At 64.0% G+C, this 23,605-nt stretch carries 21 protein-coding genes; 6 read left to right on the forward strand and 15 right to left on the reverse strand.

Features of this window, described 5'->3' with window-relative positions; all coding sequences use genetic code 11:
* Positions 1–31: 31 nt before the first annotated feature.
* From N7568_RS18770 to N7568_RS18785, 4 genes are all read right to left on the reverse strand, one after another.
* Complete coding sequence (locus tag N7568_RS18770) at positions 32–796, reverse strand: maleylpyruvate isomerase family mycothiol-dependent enzyme (protein ID WP_261611291.1); 765 nt, start codon at positions 794–796, stop codon at positions 32–34.
* Positions 796–1,632 carry a fumarylacetoacetate hydrolase family protein gene (locus N7568_RS18775; RefSeq protein ID WP_261611292.1) on the reverse strand — a complete coding sequence of 279 codons (837 nt, stop codon included), beginning with the start codon at positions 1,630–1,632 and terminating at the stop codon, positions 796–798. The genes N7568_RS18770 and N7568_RS18775 overlap by 1 nt, the downstream gene beginning before the upstream one ends.
* Positions 1,633–2,769 (reverse strand): cupin domain-containing protein, encoded by a 1,137-nt coding sequence (locus N7568_RS18780; protein WP_261611293.1) that lies wholly within the window; start codon positions 2,767–2,769, stop codon positions 1,633–1,635.
* A gap of 197 nt (positions 2,770–2,966) precedes the next feature.
* Positions 2,967–3,749 carry an IclR family transcriptional regulator gene (locus tag N7568_RS18785; protein ID WP_261611294.1) on the reverse strand — a complete coding sequence of 261 codons (783 nt, stop codon included), beginning with the start codon at positions 3,747–3,749 and terminating at the stop codon, positions 2,967–2,969.
* 87 nt (positions 3,750–3,836) lie between these two features.
* Here N7568_RS18785 and N7568_RS18790 point away from each other — a divergent pair, with 87 nt between their 5' ends.
* The 3 genes from N7568_RS18790 to N7568_RS18800 all read left to right on the forward strand — a co-directional run bounded on the left by N7568_RS18790 (position 3,837) and on the right by N7568_RS18800 (position 7,639).
* Positions 3,837–5,147 carry an MFS transporter gene (locus N7568_RS18790; RefSeq protein WP_261611295.1) on the forward strand — a complete coding sequence of 437 codons (1,311 nt, stop codon included), beginning with the start codon at positions 3,837–3,839 and terminating at the stop codon, positions 5,145–5,147.
* Positions 5,140–6,390, forward strand: coding sequence for an FAD-dependent oxidoreductase (locus N7568_RS18795; protein WP_261611296.1), 1,251 nt, complete (start codon positions 5,140–5,142; stop codon positions 6,388–6,390). Before N7568_RS18790 ends, N7568_RS18795 begins: the two co-directional genes overlap by 8 nt.
* 139 nt (positions 6,391–6,529) lie before the next feature.
* On the forward strand, positions 6,530–7,639 hold the full coding sequence (locus tag N7568_RS18800) for a DNA alkylation repair protein (protein WP_261611297.1): 1,110 nt from the start codon (positions 6,530–6,532) through the stop codon (positions 7,637–7,639).
* 22 nt (positions 7,640–7,661) lie between these two features.
* On the opposite strand, the gene N7568_RS18805 is transcribed toward N7568_RS18800, so the two are convergent.
* A complete protein-coding gene (locus N7568_RS18805; RefSeq protein WP_261611298.1) occupies positions 7,662–8,489 on the reverse strand; it encodes a helix-turn-helix transcriptional regulator in 828 nt (275 codons plus the stop codon).
* A gap of 86 nt (positions 8,490–8,575) precedes the next feature.
* On the opposite strand from N7568_RS18805, the gene ilvD reads away from it, so the two are divergent.
* Positions 8,576–10,438: a dihydroxy-acid dehydratase gene (ilvD, locus tag N7568_RS18810; protein WP_261611299.1), complete on the forward strand. Its 1,863-nt coding sequence runs from the start codon at positions 8,576–8,578 to the stop codon at positions 10,436–10,438.
* Between the two features lie 66 nt (positions 10,439–10,504).
* On the opposite strand, the gene hxlA is transcribed toward ilvD, so the two are convergent.
* Positions 10,505–11,128 (reverse strand): 3-hexulose-6-phosphate synthase, encoded by a 624-nt coding sequence (gene hxlA, locus N7568_RS18815; protein WP_261611300.1) that lies wholly within the window; start codon positions 11,126–11,128, stop codon positions 10,505–10,507.
* A 61-nt stretch (positions 11,129–11,189) separates the two neighbouring features.
* Positions 11,190–11,786, reverse strand: a complete 597-nt coding sequence (gene hxlB / locus N7568_RS18820; protein WP_261611301.1) for a 6-phospho-3-hexuloisomerase — start codon at positions 11,784–11,786, stop codon at positions 11,190–11,192.
* Positions 11,787–11,925: 139 nt separating this feature from the next.
* On the opposite strand from hxlB, the gene N7568_RS18825 reads away from it, so the two are divergent.
* On the forward strand, positions 11,926–13,197 hold the full coding sequence (locus tag N7568_RS18825; RefSeq protein WP_261611302.1) for a helix-turn-helix transcriptional regulator: 1,272 nt from the start codon (positions 11,926–11,928) through the stop codon (positions 13,195–13,197).
* A 71-nt stretch (positions 13,198–13,268) separates the two neighbouring features.
* Here N7568_RS18825 and N7568_RS18830 read toward each other — a convergent pair whose 3' ends face one another.
* The 5 genes from N7568_RS18830 to kdpA are packed head-to-tail and all read right to left on the reverse strand — an operon-like array spanning position 13,269 to position 20,950.
* On the reverse strand, positions 13,269–13,946 hold the full coding sequence (locus N7568_RS18830) for a response regulator (RefSeq protein WP_261611303.1): 678 nt from the start codon (positions 13,944–13,946) through the stop codon (positions 13,269–13,271).
* On the reverse strand, positions 13,939–16,497 hold the full coding sequence (locus tag N7568_RS18835) for an ATP-binding protein (RefSeq protein ID WP_261611304.1): 2,559 nt from the start codon (positions 16,495–16,497) through the stop codon (positions 13,939–13,941). The genes N7568_RS18830 and N7568_RS18835 overlap by 8 nt, the downstream gene beginning before the upstream one ends.
* 29 nt (positions 16,498–16,526) lie before the next feature.
* Complete coding sequence (kdpC, locus tag N7568_RS18840; RefSeq protein ID WP_261611305.1) at positions 16,527–17,138, reverse strand: K(+)-transporting ATPase subunit C; 612 nt, start codon at positions 17,136–17,138, stop codon at positions 16,527–16,529.
* A 9-nt stretch (positions 17,139–17,147) separates the two neighbouring features.
* Positions 17,148–19,286, reverse strand: a complete 2,139-nt coding sequence (kdpB, locus tag N7568_RS18845; RefSeq protein ID WP_261611306.1) for a potassium-transporting ATPase subunit KdpB — start codon at positions 19,284–19,286, stop codon at positions 17,148–17,150.
* The gene (gene kdpA / locus N7568_RS18850) at positions 19,283–20,950 is read right to left on the reverse strand and encodes a potassium-transporting ATPase subunit KdpA (protein WP_261611307.1); all 1,668 of its coding nucleotides are present in this window, start codon (positions 20,948–20,950) and stop codon (positions 19,283–19,285) included. The genes kdpB and kdpA overlap by 4 nt, the downstream gene beginning before the upstream one ends.
* 587 nt (positions 20,951–21,537) lie before the next feature.
* On the opposite strand from kdpA, the gene N7568_RS18860 reads away from it, so the two are divergent.
* Positions 21,538–21,759 (forward strand): hypothetical protein, encoded by a 222-nt coding sequence (locus N7568_RS18860; protein ID WP_261611308.1) that lies wholly within the window; start codon positions 21,538–21,540, stop codon positions 21,757–21,759.
* Positions 21,760–21,819: 60 nt separating this feature from the next.
* On the opposite strand, the gene N7568_RS18865 is transcribed toward N7568_RS18860, so the two are convergent.
* Genes N7568_RS18865 through N7568_RS18875 form a run of 3 tightly spaced genes read right to left on the reverse strand, consistent with a single transcriptional unit; the run spans position 21,820 to position 23,598 of the window.
* Entirely contained in the window at positions 21,820–22,317 is a 498-nt protein-coding gene (locus N7568_RS18865) for a hypothetical protein (RefSeq protein ID WP_261611309.1), read from the reverse strand.
* A 49-nt stretch (positions 22,318–22,366) separates the two neighbouring features.
* Entirely contained in the window at positions 22,367–23,356 is a 990-nt protein-coding gene (locus N7568_RS18870) for a cyclase family protein (RefSeq protein ID WP_261611310.1), read from the reverse strand.
* A complete protein-coding gene (locus tag N7568_RS18875) occupies positions 23,353–23,598 on the reverse strand; it encodes a hypothetical protein (protein WP_261611311.1) in 246 nt (81 codons plus the stop codon). Before N7568_RS18875 ends, N7568_RS18870 begins: the two co-directional genes overlap by 4 nt.
* Positions 23,599–23,605 lie beyond the last annotated feature (7 nt).

The raw sequence follows: 23,605 nt of genomic DNA on the forward strand, positions 1-23,605 counted from the left end.
CTGCGCCATGGGGGTCCGGCTCGATGTACTGCTAGATCCATTTGGGTGCCGGGGGTGTTGTGGTGTTGGTCTTGGGTCCGGCTGTGGTGACGCTGGCGGTACCGCGGCCTGTGGCCCATTCGACGACGGCGGGAAGGGGGCCGGTGATGACCGTCGGGTCCGTGGCACTCGTGTCGCCGAACGTGAGGTCGGCGCCGTTCCCGGCAGTGTCGTTGACCTTGATGAGGAGCCCGGTGTCTGTGCCGCGGGTTTTCCAGGCGCCGGTGATGTCTTTGAGCAGTCGTTCGAGGACCGGGGCTGGGATGTCGTTGAAGGTGGCTCCGTTGTCCAGGTCAATGGCGTGGATCCATACTTCGCGGGTGCGCATCCACACGGTTTCGGACGCCGGGACTGTCCTGCCTTGGGCGGTGCGGACCTCGTTCGCCCAGTTCGCGTCGGGCAGGTCGCGCCATTCCACGGACAGGTGCACCGCGGAGTGGTCGAACAGGTTCCGGAGCGCGATGGGGGAGAGGGTCGCGCCGAAGTTGATTTCGTGGTTCCGCGCCTCGGGGGAGGGATACATGGGCGTTTCGACGCCGGTGGCAGCCCATTCGACCAGTCGCGCGATTGCACGGGCGTTGTAGCCCACGTGTGCCACGACATGGCGGCGGGTCCAGTCCGGAAGGCGGGTGCCGCCGTCGAGCTCTGCATCGGTGAGTTCGTTGAGTTTGCGGGCGAAGAACGCGGTGCCCCGCCGCGCCTGCAGGAGTTCTTCCTGCAGGCGCGGATCGGTGGAGAGATCGTGGCGGGCTGCCATCAGGCTTCCTTGACCACGCGGTTGTTCAGCTGGCCGAGGCCCTCGATGGTGGTGACCAGGAGTTGGCCTTCCTGCAGGTACCTTTTGGGGTCCTGGGCGTGGCCGACGCCGCCGGGGGTGCCGGTGGCGATCACGTCACCAGGGTTCAGCGTGATGATGGTGGAGATGTAGGAGACCAGGAATTCGGGGGTGAAGACGAGGTCGCCGGTGGGTGTGGACTGCTGGATTTCGCCGTCCACGGCGGAGGTCATGAGCGGGCCGGCGGTGAATTCGTCTTTGGTGACCAGGGCCGGGCCGAATGGGGTGGAGTTCTCCCAGGTTTTGCCTTGGAGCCACTGGATGGTGCGGAACTGGTAGTCCCGCATGCTGACGTCGTTCAGGACCGCGTATCCGGCGATGTGGTCGGCGGCGTCGGCTTCGGCGATGCGGCGGCCTTTCTTGCCGATGATCACGGCGAGTTCGGCTTCCCAGTCCACGGTGTCCGATTCCTGCGGCAACGCCAGGTCATCATTCGGGCCGATCAGCGATTCCTTGTACTTCGCGAACAGGGTGGGGTGCTCGGGGATGTCCCGGCCCATTTCCTTGATGTGGTTGCGGTAGTTGTGGCCCACGCAGATGATCTTCCCCGGTGCGGGCACGACGGCGGCGAGGTCGGCGCCGTCGAGCGCGTGCGTTGCGCCGCTGGCCGCCTTCGCTGTGGTTTCCCAGGCGGGGTCGGCGAGCAGCGCGCCGACATCGGCGAACCCGGGGATCTCGGTGAGGGTGTCGCCGTCCTGGCGGACGGCCTTGGTTACTGTTTGTCCCGCATGGGCGGTGCGGAGAGTAAGGAGTCTCATTTACTTGCGTCCTTCGGTGTAGCTGCGGTTGAAGTTCAGTCGTTCGAAGATGGGGGCGTCACTGAAACGGAACAGATCAAACCCCGGCTGTTCCGCATCCGCGTGGAGGGACCATTCCTGCCAGGACGGGACCACGAACAGGTCGCCCTTGGCCAGCTGCTTGGTTTCACCGTTCAACACCACGGTGCCGGTGCCCTCGAAGACCTGCCAGACACTGGAACCGACCTCACGCAACGGCTCGGTGGCGGCACCGGCGCGGAGGCGGTGGAACTCGGCCCGGATGGTGGGCATGACGTCCCCGCCCGTGGTCGGGTTCGAGTACCGGACGGCGGCATGGCCCTGGGACACTGTGGCCGGGTGGCCCTCGTCCTCCAACAGGAGCTGTTCGCGGAGGGCTGCGTCGGTGTGCTCCCAGCGGTACGCGGCGATGGGGGAGTTGGTGGTGTCATCGAGACCGGAGAGGGGGCGGAGGCCCGGGTGTGCCCAAAGCCGCTCGGAGCGGGAGATGTCCGGGGTGGCTTCGTCGGTGACGCGTTCTGTGCCGAACTCGAAGAACCCGGCATCGGCATAGTGCACGAACGGGATGTCGAGGCCGTCGATCCAGGCCATTGGCTGGTCGGTGTCGTTGTGGTGGCCGTGGAAGTTCCAGCCCGGGGTGAGCAGGAAATCGCCACGGCGCATCGCCACTGGGTCCCCGTTCACCACGGTCCAGACGCCTTCGCCCTCGACCACGAAACGGAACGCGTTCTGGGAGTGACGGTGCTCCGGAGCTACCTCGTGCGGGCCCAGGTACTGGATCGCTGCCCACAACGTCGGGGTCGCGTAAGGGGTGCCAGCAAGGCCGGGGTTCGCGAGGGCTATGGCCCGCCGCTCGCCACCCCGGCCCACCGGAACCAGATCACCGGCGCGGGCAGCCAGAGGATACAAATCATTCCAGCGCCACACATGCGGGACAGCCTTAGGGGTGGGGACCATCGGCATCAAATCACCGATCTCAGTCCACAAAGGAATCATGTTCCCGGCAGCGAAGTCCTTATACAACTGCTCCAACTGCGCAGCTTCTTCCGGAGTGGGCTCCGGCAAGGCGTGGCTGGCGGCCACAGATTCATGAGTCGTGTTCTCGGCGCTGATGGACACGTAGGCCTCCTCGATAGGTTCGAACAGTTTTGGCGTAGTTCGACCCTACGGATGGCCGCGCGTGATCCCGAGAACATTCTGTTGTGCAGAATTGGTTCCTGCCTTGCGAGGCCTGCACTGCACACTTCGCGGGGTTCTTTTCGGGCAGAGCGGGCCTCGCAACGCGTGGGTGGAGGCTGTTTATCGTGCTGCGCTGCTCAGTCCGCATCAGCAGGGTTCGCTGCGATGTCGATTTCCAGCTGCCGGCAGGTTTCGCGCAGGGCGGCGACCAATCCGGCGTCGAACACTTTGCGGAAACGTGTGGCAGGCGTGGCGACGCTGAGCGCACCAACAACCTGGCCGTGCCGGTTGTGGAGCGACATGCCCAGGGCACTGACGCCTTCCTCCGTGCCCTCGAAGTTGGCCGCGAAACCGTTCGCCCGGATGCTGTCGAGTTCGCGCAGGAAGGCCGGATACTCGCTATCGGGGATGGTGTCGCCACCGATTTCGGCGTTCTGGCTCCGGAACAGTTGTTCGATCATGGCCGGGTCCAGTTCGGCCAACATCACCTTGCCGCCGGAAGTCTTGTCGGCAGGCATCACGGTACCTTGGCGGTCTCCGATCCTCAGGACGTTGCCGCCTTCCACAGTGCTGAGGAAGCGGACCTTGGTGCCGACGCGGACCATCAGGTTTACGGTCTCATCGAGCCGCGAGGACAGGAGCTCCATGTGAGGCTGCGCGAGGTCCCGCAGCTGCCGGGTCCAGCTCAGTCCGGCCGGCCCCACCCCCATGGCGGGGCCCGGAACGTAGTGGCGGTTTTCGTCCTGGACTGCGAAGCCGCGGTAGACCAGCATCGCGAGGAGACGGTGGGCCGTTGACGGGGCAACGCCCAACTCCGCCGCTGCGTCCTTAAGGCGTAGGGCGCCGCCGTCACGGAGCAGCTGGAGGAGCTGCAGTGCGTTGTCCACGGCGTCGATGGAATAGGTGGGCCGCTTCTGCATCGGCTTTCGATTTGACGGGGACCCCTGTTTGTTCTGCACAACAGAATTGTATGGTCCTTTACTTCGTTAACACCGGACAGTGGTGGGATGAATCACACACTTCCCGCTGCAGCGTCGCAAGGGTCAACCGTCAGCGCTGCCGGCACTGGGCCACGGTTCTCCAAGGGTTCGGCACTCGCCGTCCTGGTGTGCTGGCTGCTGGTGGTCTTCGACGGATACGACCTCATTGTTTACGGCACCGTCCAGTCCTCCCTGATTTCCGACACAGGATGGGGCCTCACCAAGGCAACCGCAGGGACCATTGGCTCCATGGCGTTCCTCGGCATGATGATCGGAGCCATTTTTGCCGGTCGCATGGCCGATTCCTGGGGGCGGCGCAAAACCATCCTCGGTTGCGCGATCCTCTTTTCGGTCTTCACCATCCTCTGTGCGTTCGCTCCCAACGCGGCCGTGTTCGGTGCTCTGCGGCTGCTCGCCGGCATCGGACTCGGCGGTTTGGTGCCTTCGGCGAACGCATTGGTCGCGGAGCTGGTTCCCACCAAGTGGCGGTCCACCATTGCCACGCTCATGATGTCCGGTGTCCCCATTGGTGGGTCCATTGCGGCGCTGGTGGGTATCCCGCTGATTCCCGCCTTCGGGTGGGAGGCCATGTTCCTGGTGGCCGTACTGGCACTGGTCATCGTGGTGCCGCTCGGACTCAAGTACATCCCGGAGACCCTGACGCCGGCATCTGCCAAGGGCGGCCCGGTCAGGGGCGGGACCTCCGAGGACCCGGCCAGGAAGTCTGCAGGCTTCGGCTCCCTGCTCCGCGCGCCCTACCTGGGCATCAGCGTCCTGTTCGCCCTCGCCACCATCGCCACGCTGTTCGCTTGGTATGGACTGGGTACCTGGCTGCCCAACCTGATGCAATTGGCCGGGTACAACCTGGGATCGGCACTGACCTTCGCCCTCGCCCTGAATCTCGGCGCCGTTGCCGGTTCTGTCATTACCGCGTGGGCGGGCACACGGTTCGGCCCAATTCCGACGGCGATAGCGGCAGCCGCCGTCGCCGCCGTCGGCCTTGCGGTCCTCTTGGCCAGCCCGCCGGTGACGGTGGTGTACCTCGCCCTGGTGCTGGCCGGCGTCGGAACGCACGGCACGCAGTGCCTCATCATCGCCGCCGTCGCCAGCCACTATCCCGATCACTTGCGGGGGACCGCACTTGGCTGGGCGCTCGGCACCGGCCGCATCGGCGCAGTCGTCGCACCGCAGGTGGGTGGGCTCCTGCTGGCGGCCGGGCTGGGCGTCAACTCCAACTTCCTCGCGTTCGCCGGTGCCGCCGCCATCGCAGCGGTCCTCTTGGCCGCCGTCGGACTCAAAATCAAAACCACCATCTCCCAAGGAGCAAGCAATGTCTGAATACACCACGTCCACCGATGTCCTGGTTGTGGGAGGAGGGATGGCCGGGCTGGCCGGCGCATTGGCCCTCCGGGAAAACGGCGCCAACGTCACCCTGGTGGAACGCGCGCCCGAATTCGGTGAGGTGGGAGCCGGCCTGCAGATGGCTCCGAACGCCTCCCGTGTCCTGAAGCGTTGGGGCTTACTGGAGAAGGCGCTTGAGGTCGGCGTGCAGCCCAAGCATCTGGTGTTCCGCGACGCGACCACCGGGGAAGAGCTCACGCGCCAGTCGCTTGGCGGGGAGTTTGAGGAACGCTACGGCGCCCCGTACGTGGTGATCCATCGCAGCGACCTGCACCGCGTGCTGTTGGAAGGATGTGAAGCTGCGGGCGTGAAGCTGGTCAACGACGTCATGGTTGAGAGCTCGGAAACCGTGGACGGCCGAGGCGTAGTGCACGCTGCAGCCGGCGTGGACTATGAAGCGGATTTAGTCATCGGAGCCGACGGTCTCAAGTCCACCCTGCGTCCCCTCGTGGCAACAGATGAGCCTGTCTCCTCCGCCTACGTCGCGTACCGCGGCACCGTCCCCGTTACTCCTGAAACCCCGGCAACCGACCTCGAGGACGTGGTGGTCTACCTCGGCCCCGACTGCCACTTGGTGCAGTACCCGCTGCGCAAGGGCGAACTGCTGAACACCGTGGCCGTCTTCAAATCGCCGTCATTTGAGCGCGGTGAAGAGCAGTATGGGGGAGTGGACGAGCTCCACGCCGCCTACAAGGACTGCGTTCCCGCCGTGCAGGCAGCCCTCGCGAACCTCGGTACGGGCATCCGCTGGCCCATGTACGACCGCGACCCGATTGAGAACTGGGTTGCCGGCCGCATGGTCCTGATGGGCGACGCCGCCCACCCCATGCTGCAGTACCTCGCCCAGGGCGCCTGCCAGGCACTCGAAGACGCCGCGGTGCTGCAGGACGTCAGCACCGGCACGGTCTTCACGGCCGACGGCGTCAACCCGGCAGCGTGGGATGAGGCAATTGTCGCGTTCAATACCGTCCGCGCAGCCCGCACTGCCCGCGTGCAGCGCACCGCACGTGTGTGGGGCGAATCCTGGCACGTCTCCGGACTGGCCCGGACGCTGCGAAACCTGCTCTTCAAGAGCCGCAAGGACAACGATTTCCAGTACAACGACTGGCTCTACGGCCAGACCGGTGAAGGCTTGCCGGCGCCGGAAGCGCCGCGGCTGGCCAGCCAGCTGCCCGTCTGACTGACGTTTCGCGCCAAAGCCGCCTGCCGCCGTCGTGCCCTGTTAACAGAAGTACGACGGCGGTGGGCGGCTTTTGCGTGCCCGCTTTCCGTGTCTCTCCCATCGCCTACGATGACAACACCGGCGAAGGAGGAAATACATGGGCGCCATGGACGAGCTGATCAATTCCAAGGTGGTGACCGAGCTGAGCTCCATACTCATGGGCGCCGGTCCCGGCATTGAGCTGCCCACACTGGAGCGCTCACATGGTGACCTCGACGGGCAACGACTCCGCCAGCGGGTGGATCTCGTGAGGGACGCCCTCCTCCAGGACTTACCGGCAGGATCCTCCGATGTTCAGAGGATCATGCTCGATGCTCTCGATGACCATCGGTTTACGGGTTGGATGGTCTGGCCGGCCACCGAAGTGGTGACCGGTAGGGCACTTCAATCGGGCTCACTCACCGACTTTGACGCTGCGCTCACAGTCCTGTCCCGCCTCACTGGGAGGCTCACGGCAGAGTTCGCCATCCGCGACCTCATAGCTGCCCGGCCGGAACGAGCAATCGCGACCATGCAAGCCTGGACGAATCACAACGACGAACACGTCCGCCGTCTTGCGAGCGAGGGCTCCCGCGCCTACCTGCCATGGGCTAAACGAGTACCGTGGCTGGTGGCCCACCCAGCGGCGACGCAGGAGATCCTTGATGCCACCTACCAAGATCCCACAGAATACGTCCGGCGCTCCGCAGCGAACCATCTCAACGACCTGAGCCGGATCGATCCGCAGCTGGTGCTGGCTACAGCGCGCCGTTGGTCAGGCAAACCTGATGACACCACACCCAAGGTGATACGGCATGGACTCAGGACCCTGGTTAAACAAGGCAATCCGGATGCGCTCGCCCTCCTGGGCTACACGGGTGGCCGGCTGGTGGTCAGGGAGCCTCACATCCTCCACACGGCAGTCGCATGGGACGGAACCGTGGAATTTTCGGCCGAGGTAGTCAACGAAGGCCCCCAGCCCGCCAATGCAGCCATTGACTATTCCATCGGGTTTCAGCGTTCCAACGGCACGGTCAGTGCAAAAACCTTCAAGCTCACGTCCCGCCGCATTCCACCCGGCGAGACCGTCACTGTCACAAAAACACACTCGTTCCGCCCCATAACAACCCGCTCCTATTACCCAGGGCAGCACTACGTTGTGGTCCAGGCAAACGGCGTCGCGTCGACACCTGCGCACTTCGTCCTGGATAAGCAGGAGCTCAGCTGAACCTGGTGCCCGGCACCGTGCTTCAGATCCCCAACAGCCGCCGCATCTGTGCTCCGGCGTCACTCCCGGGTGCCGGGGTGTAGACCACGATGTGGAGGTCCGGCCGGTCCGATGGGGAGACTTGGTGATGCTCCATGTGGAGAACGCCAACTGCGGGGTGGTGGAACTGCCGCTCGCGGGATTCGAATCCCAGGATGTCGTACCGGTCCCAGCTCTCTTGGAACTCCGGGCTGGCTGCTTTGAGCCGTTCCACCTGGTACTCCACATCCGGATCACCCAAGCGTTGGCCGGTCTCGGCCCTGAACTCAGCCAAAAAGCGTTTGCTCGTGACGTCCCAGTCCGGGAGCAGGTCACGAATGTAGGGATCGGTGAAAACGAGCCACAGCAGGTTCCTGTCCGAGGCATCGAACGTCGCGATGTTGGGGTACAGCGCCTCGTACGCGCGATTCCAACCTGCGATGCCCCAGTCCGGGGATAGTGCGTAGGAAGGGTTGGGGTCCAGGGCATCCAGCAGGCGTTGGACGTGGGCCGGCGCATCGGCGGCCACCGGGCCCTTCGGTGGAGCGGAGGAATAGCCGCCCAGGGAAAGCACGTAGCTCAACCCGGTATCCGAGAGATGCAGCGCCCGCGCTATGGATTCGAGGACCTGCCGCGAGGGACTGATGTCCCGGCCTTGCTCCAGCCAGGTGTACCAAGTGACGCTCACGCCGGACAGGAAGGCGATCTCTTCCCGACGCAGCCCCCGCTCGCGTGATCGGCCTACCGGGGGCAGCCCGTAGTCCGAGCGCAGGGCCTGGGTGCGGCGCGTCCTGAGGTATAGCCCCAGCTCCTTGCGCCTCTCATCTTTCACGTCTCCAACACTATTACTCTGGTACTTTCACTACTAGTAGCAACACCGTCTTCCGCCGACCGTAGAAGAACAGCAGGATGGTATTCATGCCTGCACTACGCTCAAGAACAGTTACCCATGGCCGCAACATGGCCGGCGCCCGCGCCCTGCTGCGCGCCTCCGGCGTCGCCAACACGGACATCGGCAAGCCGATCATCGCCGTCGCCAACTCTTTCACCGAGTTCGTCCCCGGCCACACCCACCTGGCTCCCGTGGGCCGGATTGTCTCCGACGCGATCCTCGCCGCCGGCGCTGTTCCGCGCGAATTCAACACCATCGCCGTGGACGACGGCATCGCCATGGGCCACTCCGGAATGCTCTACTCCCTGCCGTCCCGCGACCTGATCGCCGACTCCGTTGAGTACATGGTCAACGCACATTGTGCTGATGCGTTGGTCTGCATCTCCAACTGCGACAAGATCACCCCCGGGATGCTCATGGCGGCGCTCCGCCTGAACATCCCCGTTGTGTTCGTTTCCGGCGGCCCCATGGAAGCCGGCCGCGTGACCCTGACCGACGGTTCCGTGCGCTCCCTGGACCTGGTCAACGCGATTGCCGACGCCGTGGACGAATCCATCTCCGATGAAGACATCAACCTCATCGAAGAGAACGCCTGCCCCACCTGCGGTTCCTGCTCGGGCATGTTCACCGCCAACTCCATGAACTGCCTCGCCGAGGCCATCGGCTTGGCCCTGCCAGGCAACGGCTCCGTGCTCGCGACCCACACCGCCCGCAAGGCGCTGTACGAGAAGGCCGGCGCTACCGTCGTCGATCTGGTGAAGCGCTACTACGACGGCGACGACGAGTCGGTGTTGCCGCGCTCCATCGCCACCGCCGAGGCCTTCGACAACGCCATGGCCCTGGACATCTCCATGGGCGGCTCCACCAACACCATCCTGCACCTGCTTGCCGCGGCGCAGGAGGCGGGCGTGGAGTACGGCCTGGCCGAGATGGATGCCAAGTCCCGCCAAGTGCCTTGCCTGGCCAAGGTGGCCCCGAATGTAGCCGGGGACAAGACCTATTACATGGAGGACGTGCACCGCGCCGGTGGCATCCCCGCCCTCCTGGGTGAGCTGAACCGTGGCGGCCTCCTGCACAAGAATGTTCATTCCGTGCACTCCAACGACCTGGACGGCTGGCTGGATGACTGGGACGTCCGCGGCGGCAAGGCCACCGATGAGGCCCAAGCGCTGTGGCATGCGGCTCCCGGTGGCGTCCGCTCCTCCACCGCGTTCTCGCAGTCGAACGAGTGGACCTCCCTGGACACCGACGCCGAGGGTGGCTGCATCCGTTCCGTGGAGCACGCCTTCTCCAAGGATGGCGGCCTGGCGGTGTTGCGCGGCAATGTCGCAGTGGACGGTGCCGTGGTCAAGACCGCAGGCGTTGACGAGTCCATCTGGATCTTCGAAGGCCCGGCCGTTGTGTGCGAATCACAGGACGAAGCCGTGGAAAAGATCCTGAACAAGTCCATCAAGGAAGGCGACGTGGTGGTCATCCGCTACGAAGGCCCCAGGGGTGGTCCGGGCATGCAGGAAATGCTCTACCCGACGTCGTTCCTTAAGGGCCGCGGCCTGGGCAAGAAGTGCGCCCTCATCACGGACGGCCGCTTCTCCGGCGGCACCTCGGGCCTGTCGATCGGCCACATCTCCCCGGAGGCTGCCTCCGGCGGCGCGATCGCCCTGGTTGAGGACGGCGATATCATCAGCATCGATATCACGCAGCGCTCCCTCCAGTTGCAGGTCTCCGACGAGATCCTCGCCGAACGCCGCGAAAAACTTGAAGTCAACGGTGGCTACAAGCCAAAGGACCGCGAACGCCACGTCTCACCCGCGTTGCGCGCTTACGCCGCCATGGCACTGTCCGCGGACAAGGGCGCCGTCCGCGATGTCTCGCTGGTGGAAAACCTGTAACGCCCCGCGGCACGCGAACGTCGACCTGCCCGGTTGGGCAGGTCGACGTAGCGGAAGTGCTCTGAGCTAGTTGATGGCTGCCTTCAGTTCCTTGGCGGCCAACTCGGGGTCTGAAGCGCTGTAGATGGCACTGCCTGCAACGGCGACGTCTGCGCCAGCCAGCTGCACGGCTGCAATGGTTCCGGCGTTCACGCCACCAGCAACGGAGAACGGCACGCGTGCTTCCTCGCCTGCGTTGAGCAGTGTGCGCAGGTTGTAACCGGGCTGTGCCTGCTCATCCAGGCCTGCGTGGAACTCAACGAACTTGGCCCCCAGCGCGCGGGCTTCCTTGGCGCGGGAAACCTTGTCCGCCACACCGATCAGGTCCACCACGATGCCCTTGTTGTGAGCCTTCGCGGCCTTGACCGCGCCGGCAATGGTGGAGTCATCGGCCGTCCCCAGGACCGAGACCAGGTCCGCGCCGGCGCTGAAGGCGATATCGGCTTCGAGCTCACCTGCATCCATGGTCTTCATGTCCGCGAAGACGATCTTGCTGGGGTGGGCTTCCTTGATCGCGGTGACTGCGCTCAGGCCTGCAGCTTTGATCAGCGGTGTGCCGAGCTCGATGATGTCTACGTGCTCGGCCACTTTGGCGGCCAGTTCCAAGGCGTCCTCGACGGTGAGGAGATCCAGTGCTACCTGAAGTTTCATGGTGTTCTTCTTTCATTCGGAATGTTTCGTTTGGAGCGGGTAGTGCGGGCTAGGGGTGGGATTACTCGAGATTGGCGTGGCGCAGCCAGAGTTGTTCCGCAGGCTCGTTGGTGTCCTCCCAGAGCGTTTGGAACACTGTCTCCGTTGCAAGGAAGAGGGATTGCTCGAACAAGCTGCCGGAGTACTGGCGGGAACGGCCGGAGCCATGATCGGTTTTCTGCGCGGCGGGTATGATCACCAACGCATCGGCCAGGGCAGCCAAGGGTGATTCCGGGTTGGTGGTCACGGCGGCAACGTCCGCCCCGGCAGCGGCTGCGGTTTGCGCTGACTTGACCACGCCTGAGGTGGTTCCCGATCCGGATGCCACCAGCAGGAGGTCACCAGAGGCGATGGCGGGCGTCGTGGTGTCGCCGGCAACATGGACCGTCAGGCCCAAGTGCATGAGTCGCATGGCAGCCATGCGAAGAACCAGTCCGCTGCGCCCGGCTCCGGCGAGGAAGACACGCTCTGCCCCTCGGATTCTGTCGGCGAGGACTGCCAGCTGGTTGACGTCGATCGCGTTGGTGGTGCTGACCAGTTCGTCCTGGATCAGGGCCAGGTTGATCGCGGCCCGGGCCGGCGTTTGGCTCAGGGCGGGCTTTTCTGCGACAGCGTCCACACTCTCTCCTTCAGTAGCCGTGGTGTTTGCTTCCCTTCCAGCTTGGTGCAGTCCAAGGGTGGGGAGAACGCTGATTTGTGACAGTCTTTCCTATCCGTTTGGGTAGTACCGGGCCATGTTTGGCGCATATGCTGGCCGAATGCAGAACTGGGCACTCCTCCACTCCGTCAGCGACCTGGCTGCCGCGCCGCTGAACCGCATTGCCGAAAGCCTCCGTGAGGCCACCCTCCCGTTCCTGGCAAGCAGCGCCCTGGTCATCTTCACGGAGGACTGCACGGGACGGCCCCAGAAGAAGGCGGGCGAGGAAAGCATAGTCAGCCGCGTGTCCATCACCGAACTGGACCAGTTGCGCTCGGCGATGCCGGGTGAGGATCCGTGGCGCATGTCCGCGGTCATCGCCGGTGAGGAGCGGCAAGTCCTTGCCTTGGGCTATGCGCCCAGCCAGGCGCTGCTGGTCCTGACCGACCCCTCCGTGACTGCCGGGTCGGAAGGATCGGAAGCAGAAGGGGAAGCTCTCCGTCTTCTCAGCTATCTGTGGGGATTAACCGCCCGACGCATCCAGGAGAAAGTAACCGACGCGCCGCCGTCGTACCTTTTGGAATCACGGGCCGCATCCGCTGAGCGGATCCGCGTAACGGCCGAGCTGGTCGACCAGCACTCCACAACCCTTGAAACGCTGCTTGCGGCTCTGCGGTCGACCTCCTTGAACGACGCCGTGGCGCGCGCCTCCGTGACGGACCTCGCCGTCAAGGCACTGGTGGATTTGCGGACGCTCAGCGACCGTACCAGTGATCTGGTGGAGGAACCGGTGGCGACGGCGTTTGAGCGGCTTCGCGAAGACCTCCGGCCCCTGATGCACTTCAGCAATATCGACATCCAGTTCATCGAGCCGCCCGCCAACGGGCGTGCACTCCCTGGTGAGGTTGCCCATGCTGCCCGCGCCGTTGTCCGTGGGCTTGTGCTGGCCATCGCGGAGCAGCCGGACGTCCGCCGGGTCCGGGCACAATGGGATTGCGACGGTGAGAACCTGCTGATCAACGTGCGCGACGACGGCCTGGGCGCCCTCTCGGCGGATTCGCCCAATATCGTCCGGCTGCAGCAGCGGGTGCAGGCAGTGGACGGGCGGATGTCCCTTGAGGTGATGCAGGGTTGGGGTGCGGATATTTCCGTGGTGTTGCCGCTGGATCCGCCGGCGGCGCCAGCAGGTGATGTTGCCGTCTGGGATCTGGCACCCCGCGAATTGGAAATCCTGCAGTTGCTCACTTCGGGGCAGCGGAACCGGAGCATCGCTGGTGCGCTCCACATCAGTGAGAACACGGTGAAGTTCCATATCCGGAACCTCTTCAGAAAACTCGACGTGCGTTCCAGGACCGAAGCGATTGCTTTGGCGCACTCAGCTGGCCTGCGGTAAAGGAACCTATTTCGAACGACATCATGAGCGCACGACATCATCAGTACACGACGGCGGTGGGCGGCTTTCGTTTATGGGACGAACCGGTAGCCCATCCCGGGCTCGGTGATGAAGTGGCGCGGGGTGCCCGGTTCAACTTCCAGCTTTCGGCGGAGCTGGGCCATGTAGACGCGCAAGTAGTTGGCTTCCTTGGCGTACGCCGGTCCCCAAACTTCGGTGAGGAGTTGCTGTTGGGTGATCAGTTTGTCCGGATTGCGGACCATGATGTCCAGGATGTTCCATTCGGTGGGTGTCAGCCTGACGTCCTGGCCGGACTTGGTGATTTGCCTCTTCGACAGGTCTGCGGTGAAGGAACTGGTCTCGATCACGGCGGTTTCCCCGCTTGATTCGGTGTTTCGCCGCAGGATGGCCCGGAGGCGCGCCAGCAGTTCGTCCAGTCCGAAGGGCTTGGTGATGTAGTCGTCCGCTCCGGCATCCAGTGCTTCCACCTTGTCGCCGGACCCGTGCCGGGCTGACAGGACCAGGATGGGCACGGCGCTCCACTCGCGGAGCCGGGCGATGACCGTTGTGCCGTCGATGTCCGGCAAGCCAAGGTCAAGGATGACGACGTTGACTGGCCGCTGCGCGGCGGCGTGGAGTGCCGATTCGCCATCCGTGGCTGTTGTGACGGTGTATCCCTGCCCTTTGAGGGTGATGGCCAGGGCGCGGACAATGTGGGGATCGTCGTCCACTACCAAAACGCTATTCATGCCGGATGCCATTCACTGGGTGTTTTTCGGGGGACGGAAGGGAGTACACACCCGTGGATAAGGGCAGCCGGATCACCATGGTCAGGCCGCCGCCGGGCGTTTCCTCGGCGGTGAGGGTGCCGCCCATTGCCTCGGTGAATCCCTTGGCCACGGCGAGTCCCAACCCCACTCCAGTGGCGGCCGGGACGTCGTCGAGCCGCTGGAAGGGCTGGAACATTTGGAGCACGCTGGCCGCGGGGACACCCTGGCCGTGGTCGATGATCCGGAGTTCACTGGCCGGCTGCCCGGCCAAGGTGGTGGTGCTGAGTCCGCCAGCGGCGCCAACAATCACGACGTCGGAGTTCGGCGCGTATTTCACGGCATTTTCCACGATGTTGGCAACCACCCGTTCAAGCATGCCGGCGTCGGCGTCCACCTCGGGCATGTTGGGGAGGAGATCTACGCGGACCCGTCCGGCCGGGACCCCATGCAGGGCCGCTGGAATCACGTCGAACCAACGGACGGGTTTGATCAGGGCGTTCACGGAATCGGAGGTAATCCGGGACATGTCCAGGAGGTTGCCCACCAGCACGTCCAAGCGATCCGAGCATTCATCGATGGTGGCCAGAAGCTCCTGTTCCTCTTGTTCCGTGTAGTGGATCCCGGGCTGCCGCAGGCCGCCGACGGCCAGTTTGATGCCGGCCAAGGGGGTGCGGAGGTCGTGGGATACGGCGCGGAGAATGGACGTGCGCATCGTGTTGCTTTCGGCCAGCCGCATGATTTCGCGGCGGCTCGCTGCAAGTTGCCGGCGTTCCAGCTGTGCTGAGAGGTGTGAGCCGAAGGCGCCGAGCAGGCGGCGGTCGCTGGCAGGGAGGACCCGGCCGGTCAGGACCAGCCGCGTGCTGGCGTCGATCTGTTCGATGTTCTCGTTGTCGTCCGGGGCTTCCTCCCCGGCCGCGGCTACGAGTCGCCAGCCGTCGTCAGGGGAAGACAACTCGTAGAGGGCGGCCCGGCGGACCTGGAAGACGTCCACAGCCTGCTCCAGCAGGCCCACCACCGTGTCCTCGGCCGTGGTCGCTCCGCGGGTGAGATCACCCAGGGTGGCTGCTTCGGAACGGGCCCGGGCGGCCTCCTTGGAGCGCCTGGCTGAAAGGTCCACCACCACGGCCACAGCGGAGGAAACCCCCGCGAAGACCAACAGCGCCAGCAGGTTCTGGGGATCGCTGATGGTCAGGGTGCCAAGGGGCGGAACGGAGAAGAAATTCACCAGGGCACTGCTCCACAGGGCACCCAGCAAAGCGGGCCACAGGCCACCCACCAGTGCAACGGCAACAGAACCGCTGAGCTGGACCAGGACGGCCGTCGCGATGTTGTGCGATGGGCTTGCGGCCAACAGGAGTTGCAGCAGGACGGGCACCACAATGGCCATGGCAAAGCCAACCATCACCCGGACCCGGCCCAGGTCGCGTGGCCGCGAAGGCTCCTTGCCGCGGCCACCAAGGGGATGCGAAACCATGTGTACGTCGATGTCGCCCGAGTCCCGGACCACTTTGTTCCCCACGCCGCCGGTGAGCCGCCCGGCCAGGGCCTTCCGACGCGATACGCCCACCACGATCTGGGTGGCATTGACGCTTCGGGCGAAGTCGAGCAAGGCTTTGGCGGGGTCCTCACCAGCAACAATGTGGTAGCTGCCGCCGAGGTCCCGGATGAGGGTGCGTTGGGCTTCCAAGGCCTGCGGGGATTCGGCGGCCACGCCATCAGCCGCGCGAACATGGACGGCCAGCAGATCGCCTCCGTTGACACGTTTGAGGATCCTTGCGGCCCGTCGGATCAGGACCTCACCTTCGGGACCACCTGTCAGTCCGATGACGATGCGTTCCCTGGCCGGCCAGCTTTCCTCGATCTGGTTTTCTTCACGGTAGCGGGCCAGGCCTTCGTCCACCCGGTCCGCAAGCCACAGCAGGGCAAGCTCGCGGAGCGCCGTCAGGTTACCCACTCGGAAGTAGTTGGACAGGGCCGCGTCGATCTTGTCCGCGGCGTAGATCTTGCCGTCGCCCAGCCGCTGCCTCAGCAGTTCCGGCGAGATGTCCACCAGGTGGATCTGGTCGGCGCGACGCACGACGTCGTCCGGGACAGTCTCCGCCTGGTGCACATCGGTGATGGCGCTGACGACGTCGCCCAGGGAGGCCAGATGCTGCACGTTGACGGTGGAGAGGACATCGATACCCGCTTCCAGGAGTTCCTCAATGTCCTCCCAGCGCTTGTGGTTGCGGCTGCCGGGGATGTTGGTGTGCGCGTACTCGTCAACGATGGCTATGTGCGGCCGACGCTCCAGGACGGCGTCCAGGTCCAGTTCCTCAAACGAACTGCCCCGGTAGTCGATGCTCCGGGTGGGGATGACTTCGAGCCCTTGGGTCAATGCGCGGGTATCGGCGCGGCCGTGGTGCATGGCGAAGGCCACCACCACGTCCTCGCCACGGCCAAGCAATCTGTGGGCTTCCTCGAGCATGGCGTAGGTCTTGCCGACGCCCGGGGCAGCCCCCAGGAATATTCTCAGTGTTGCCCGCGCCATAACGTCATTCTTCCACTCGGAACGGGAGCCTAATGATCATTGCCGGCCGCTGCGACATCCAGGTTCAGCAGGGTCACGTTGACCGACGGTTGGCCCAGGAACGCTTCCAGTCCGCTGCTTGTCCGCTTGTCCACCAAACCCTGCACAACGTCCGTGCTGAGCCCGTGGGCTGCAGCAACCCGGGCCACTTGCAGCTTCGCGTACGCAGGTGAGATGTGTGGATCAAGGCCGGACCCGCTGGCCGTCACCGCATCGGCGGGGACGTCGGCCTCACTGACGCCTTCTGCCGCGGCCACTGCGGCCCGGTTGGCGGCAACGGCGTCGAGCAGTTTCGCGTCGTTGGGGCCCAAATTGCTGGCCGAAGACGACGCGGGATCCCATCCGACGGCTGAGGGCCGGGCGTGGAACCACGCGGGATCCTGCGTGCCGGCGTCGTCCGCAGACACTTGGGCGATCAGTGCCGATGCCGCGGGTTCGCCCGCCGGGTCCTTGACCACTGAACCGTTCGCTTGGAAGGGAGCCACCAGTTGCCCGACCCCGAAGATCGCAAGCGGGTACAGGAGCCCCAGGACGATGGTCGCGAGAAGCAGGAACCGGGCTGCGGTGCCCGCTTGGCGAAGATAACCGGTAAACACATTCATGGTGGAGTCCTAGCCGATGCCGGGGATGAGGGAAATGATCAGGTCAATGAGCTTGATCCCGAGGAACGGTGCCACGAGGCCGCCGAGGCCATACAGCAGCAGATTCCTGGCAAGCGCTTGATTCGCGGACACTGCCCGGTACTTCACGCCGCGCAGCGCCAAAGGGACCAGTACCAGGATGATGAGGGCGTTGAAGATCACTGCCGAAAGGATGGCCGACGACGGACTCGCCAGTCCCATGATGTTCAGCATCCCGAGCCCCGGGAAGGCAGCAGTGAACAGCGCGGGCACGATCGCGAAGTACTTCGCCACGTCATTGGCCACCGAGAACGTGGTCAGCGCCCCGCGTGTAATGAGCAGTTGCTTGCCGATGCCCACGATGTTGATCAGTTTGGTGGGATCGGAATCCAGGTCCACCATGTTGGCTGCTTCCTTGGCAGCAGGCGTGCCGGAGTTCATCGCCACGCCCACGTCAGCCGCGGCCAAAGCGGGCGCGTCGTTGGTGCCGTCACCCGTCATGGCCACCAGCCGTCCTTCGCCCTGCTCCCGGCGGATCACGTCCAGCTTGTCCTCCGGCGTGGCTTCCGCCACGAAGTCGTCGACGCCCGCCTCCGCCGCGATTGCCTTTGCCGTCACGGGGTTGTCGCCGGTGATCATCACCGTGCGGATCCCCATCCTGCGCAGCTCCGCGAAACGGGCGTGCATGCCGGGCTTGACCACATCGGCCAGGTGCACTGTTCCCAGGACCCGGGCGCCGCCGTCGTGCGTGTGTTCGGCGACCAGCAGCGGCGTGCCGCCCTCGGCGGAGATTTCCTGCACTCGCCGCTGGACTTCTGCAGGCATGCGCCCGCCGGCTTCGGTGACGAAGCGTTCGACGGCGGCCGCGGCGCCTTTGCGGATCAGGCGCCCGTCGACGTCCAGGCCGCTCATGCGTGTGCTGGCCGTGAACTCCACGATGCTGATGTCCTTGGAGTCCTTGCGGAGGTGGTCAAGCTCCGGGCCGTCCACGCCCTTGTCGTTGGCGAGCTCCACAATGGAGCGGCCCTCAGGGGTTTCATCCGCAAGGCTGGACATCCTGGCCGCGGTAATGAGTTCGTGGCGTTCCACGTCGTTGGCCGGGAAGAAGTTGACCGCCCGCCTGTTGCCGTACGTGATGGTGCCCGTCTTATCCAGCAGCAACGTGGTGATGTCACCGGCAGTTTCCACTGCCCGCCCGGAGGTTGCCAGCACGTTGTGTTGGACCAGACGGTCCATGCCGGCGATACCGATAGCCGGAACCAGGGCGCCAATGGTGGTGGGAATGAGGCAAACCAGGAGGGCGACCAGGACGATCGGCGACGGCGTTGCTCCCGCCAGCGACGCGAGCGGGGCCAGGGTCATGGTGACCACCAGGAACACGATGGTCAACGAAACCAGGAGCACGTGCAGGGCGATCTCATTGGGAGTCTTTTGACGGACGGCTCCCTCAACGAGTTTGATCATCCGGTCAATGAACGTAGCTCCGGGTTCAGCCGTGATGCGGACCAGGATCCGGTCCGACAAGACCTTGGTACCGCCGGTCACTGACGAACGGTCACCGCCGGACTCCCGGATGACCGGTGCTGACTCGCCCGTGATGGTGGACTCGTCCACGCTTGCCAGGCCTTCGATGATTTCGCCGTCGGAGGGGATAACGTCACCCGCTTCGCAGATGACGACGTCGTTGAGCTTGAGGTCCGTGCCGGCCACTTCCTTGGTGGTTCCGTCGTCCAGCCGCAGGCGGGCCAGGACGCCCTTGCGGCTGGCGCGGAGGCTGTCCGCCTGGGCTTTCCCCCGGCCCTCGGCGATGGCCTCGGACAGGGTGCCGAACAGGACCGTCAGCCAAAGCCACGCCGTGACAACGATGCCAAAGACTGCCGGCTTGAACACACAAATCAAGGTGCAGGCGGCGGCTCCCACCAGCACCACGAACATGACGGGCGAATGGACCATCTGCCGGGGATCCAGTTTCTTGAACGCCACCGGCAGGGCAGCGCGGAGAGTGGCGGCATTGAGTTTCGCCGGAGCCTTGGTGTGGTGCTTGTGTTCCCCGGGTGTTCCGAGTGGGTTGCCGTCAGCGTAGGTGAGTGCTGACGTGTCCGCGGCTGCAGCCGTGCTGGACCGGGTCATTTGATAAGTCCTTCTGCGAGTGGGCCCAGGGCGAGGGCAGGGAAGTAGCTGAGGGCCGTCATGATCACGGTGACGCTGAGGAGGAGTGAGCCGAAGAGCCCTCCGTGGGTTGGCACGGTTCCCGCTGATGCGGGGATCTTCCTTTGTCGCGCCAAGGATCCGGCCAAGGCAAGAACCAAGGCGATAGGGAGGAAGCGTCCCAGTAACATGGCAATTCCGAGCATCACGGACAGATACGGTCCGGAACTGGTGATACCGCCGAACGCTGAGCCGTTGTTGTTGGCGCCGGAGGTGAACGCATACAACAACTCACTGAATTGGTGGGGTCCCGCCGCCGGCGCATTGGCCATGACGTCCGGGAGCAGCGCTGTGATGCCGGCCAGGACCAGCACCAGAGTGGGGGTCACCAGGATGTAGAGGGCCGCAAGCTTCATTTCCCGCGGGCCGATCTTCTTGCCCAGGAACTCCGGCGTCCTGCCGACCATCAGGCCTGCGATGAAGACGGCGATGATGGCCAGGACCAGCATGCCGTACAGTCCGGAACCTGTACCTCCGGGGGCCACTTCACCCAGCATCATGTTCACCATGGCGATTCCGCCCGCGAGCGGGGGAAGGGAATCATGGGCCACATTCACCGCTCCGGTGGAGGTGAGGGTGGTGGACGCGGCGAAGATGGAGCTCGCGGCTGGCCCCAACCGTTGTTCGAAGCCTTCACCCAAGCCTCCGGCCGCCGACGATGCAGCCCCTTGGCCCGACGCGACCGCCCAGCCCATCAGGGCAGTGGAGGTCAGCCAAAGAGCGGCCATGACGCCGGCAACGGTGAAGCCCTGGCGCCGGTCGCCGACCATCCTTCCGTAGGTATAGGGAAGGGCGGAAGGGATGAGCAGGATCAGGAACACCTGGAACAGGCTGGTGAAGACGCTCGGATTCTCGAAGGGGTGGGCAGAGTTGGCGTTGAAGTAACCGCCGCCGTTGGTGCCCAGGACCTTGATGGCTTCCTGGGAGGCTACCGGTCCACCAGGGATCACCTGGGTGACGCCGGTGGCTTGGTTGACAACCTCGGTGGACCAGAAATTCTGTACGACGCCGCCCATCACCAACGCGATGGCACCCACTGCGGCGATAGGCAGCAGGATCCGGAATGAGGCCCGGGTGACGTCAACCCAGAAATTGCCCAGACGGTCCGTCTTTGTCCGTACGATGCCGCGGATCAAGGCCACCGCCACCACAATTCCGACTGCGGCGGAGAGGAAATTTTGCACGGCCAGGAGGCACATCTGGACGAAGATGCCCACGGTGGCCTCCGGCGCATACGTTTGCCAGTTGGTGTTGGTGACAAAGGAGATGGCCGTGTTCATGGCGATCCATGGATCCACTCCCGGAAGCCCGTTGCTTCCTGGCAGCACACCTTGAAGTCTCTGCAGGGCAAAGATGGCCAGGATGGAAACAGCCGAGAAGACCAGAACGCTGCGCAGAAATACAGGCCAGCTCTGTTCAGTTCCTGCATCCACCCCGGCGAGTCGGTAGAACACCCGCTCCGGCTTTGAATGAGAGCTCCCCGAGAAAACCCGTTCCATATAGATGCCCAAGGGCTTGTGCAACAGAAGCAACGCGAGGAGAAGGACAGCTATTTGGGTGATGAATGATGCCGTGCTGAAAACCACCTGCCGTCACCACTTTTCCGGGTGAAGCAACACAGCCAGCAAGTACCCGGTCATTGCAAGGCCCACGACGAACAATGCAACCCACATGATGGCATCCAGGTTCATTGCCCGCTCACCGGGCCCTCGCCGTCGATCATTTTGCCCAAGAGGTGGGCCACCCACATCACGATCCCCATGCTTGCCACGAGAATCGCCACAACAGCCACGTCGGCCATTGGAACGTCCTTTCATCCGCGCCCCGTTTGCGGGGCTGATGCCAGTCAACTCCCGTGAAAGTGGCGAAAAGGCGTTCCTTACGGTTCCTTAACGCGGTGGCGCCGAATCTTGACGCGCTCTTAACGCGCCCGCCTGTTGGCGGGCTTCACGAAGCGGCCGGGGTGACGCGTCCAGCCGCCCGGATCACGCACGCCCCCGGCAATTTATCTTTCAAAGGCCCACAAATTTGCGTCATTGTGGGCTATCTTGATCGTTAGGCAGCTCAAATTGACAATTCCCCGGGATAGTCAGCAGGCTGCTTAGTAATAATGCTGTTGTTCTACGTTCCACAGCACGTTTGCAATTGTTCCGTATCGATGAAAGGAAATGCCTTGGCTGTTTCTGTTGAATTGGGCAAAGCACTCGACAAATCCTACGAAAATGCGACCCTGGACGAAGTCCTTGCCGCGCCGCCCTCTGCACTTGCCGGACTGACTGAAAAGCACGACGAACTACTGGCAGGGCTTGGCATCAAGACGGTGGGCGACCTCGGCAGCAACAAGTTCTTTGCCACCGCCGGCGTCCTGGTGGCGCTGGCCGGAAAAGCTGACTAGGGACCCACCCGAAAGCGGACGACGACGGCAAGTCCCGTCGTCGTCCGCTTTTTGTTGTGTTCAACGCAATATTTCCACCAACGCCACCCACGAAAACACCACTGCGCCAATCAGCGCCACGATGGTTCCGAGCGCCACCACTACCAATCCGGCCGGAAGCGACAAAACAATCAGCACCCCGCCCACGGCATAGACCACCAGTGGGAAAACGAACGAGGCAATGTGCTGGGCATCCCAGCGATGCTGATGGCCAGGGGTATCGTCCTGGAGGATGGCGCGGGCCGCGAGGAAGGCGATCACCCCGCCGGCCAGCGATCCCACAAGGACCTCGACGCCGAAGGCCCACAGCTCCTGCCCTGGAATGAGTGCCGCACACGCCAGCACCACGCCAAGGATGAGCGCGGAAATCGCGGCCCCTGCCCTGGCGGCCAGGCCGCGTGACTCGGCGATCTGTTTGATGTTCACGGACAGCGCCACGATCAGCAGCCCCCCGAGCGCTGCGCCGGCACCGGCGATCGCCACGTTGAACTCGCCCCAGGAGGCCAGTGCGGATTCCATGGGCCAAGGGTAACGACCCGCATCAGTACTTGCCAGCTTGCTCCAAGTCTCAGACCAACGCCGTTGCGTTGGCAGGTGACCCCGTAGCACCGACGACATTGAGCGGTTTGATACTGACCAGGGCGTCCCAGTTTCCGGTTGTGCGCATGTACCTGCTGAGTGGCCCCAGCTTCCAGAGTTCTCCCAGTGGCATGCCGAGTTTGGCGAGCAGCTGTTGGTGCATCATGCCGTGATCGTTAGGTGCGGTGTGGTTGAAGGGGCTGTTCGAAACGGCAGGGAGGCATTCGAAGGCAAAATTATCTGCCGCGACGAGGGCGAGCTGCTGGTCCCACGCCCAGGCCACGAATTCCCGGGACTGCGCAATACCGGTGGCACGGCGACTCTCCCGCATCCTTTGTTTGTTTTCACCTGACAAGCCCAGGAACCATTCACACCAGCCCGTGTGGAGCATGAGGATGTCGCCGGGCCGGATGCTGACGGGCTGGTCTTCCAACGCTGACTGAATCAGTTCGAAGGGCAGGGGTTCGCCGTTGAAATGGTCAATCGGAGCGCCTTTTGCTGTTCTGAATCCGTCAAGGTCCACCAGCACGCCGCGGCCAACGATGGGCTTTTCGGCCCATTCCTGCACTCCAAGTTCCGGGGTTCCTTCCCGTATGTGGTCATCAGGTATGCCGTCGTAGAATCCGACGTCGTCTGCTCTACGGTGCCTGAGCCCGTCGATCTGAGTTGAACCTTGCAGGTAGTAACCGTCCAGGTAGTCGTCCCGGTGGGCCGGGTGTGATGAATAGATCGTGTGGCGGGGTGCACTGCGCTTGAGGGACATTCCTGGGTCAAAGGCGTCAGCGGCGTAGTCGAGACCAAAAACGGTTCCAGTCCGGATGCAGTCACGTGCCTGCAGGACGGCTTGTGGTCCAATGAACGACGGCGTCCCGCGGGTCTTTTCGGGGAACAGCCCCCAGGAAGTAGCAGCCAGGTTCCCGTCCCGGCGAAGCAGTTCGGCGAAGGTTGGGTACTTTCCTGCAGTGAAAGGTTGGCTCATCGGGTTTTGGCCTCCTGTGGCTGGCTTTGATCCTGATGACGTCCGTAGCTAAGCAGGAATCCGGTGATCGCGCAGATAGAGGCGGAGATGCACATCGGATCCTTCAGGGAATTGTTGAAGAACGCCAGCCACTCGCCTTGACCCACTACGAGGGCCATGGCTTGGCCTGTCACAAACACCACCCCGCCCAGAAGCAACGCGGCAAGTGTGAGGACAAAAATGGTTTGGATGGCCTTTTTCACAGGGGAG

Origin of the sequence: Paenarthrobacter aurescens (assembly GCF_025421775.1) — a bacterium.
Lineage (GTDB): Bacteria > Actinomycetota > Actinomycetes > Actinomycetales > Micrococcaceae > Arthrobacter > Arthrobacter aurescens_B.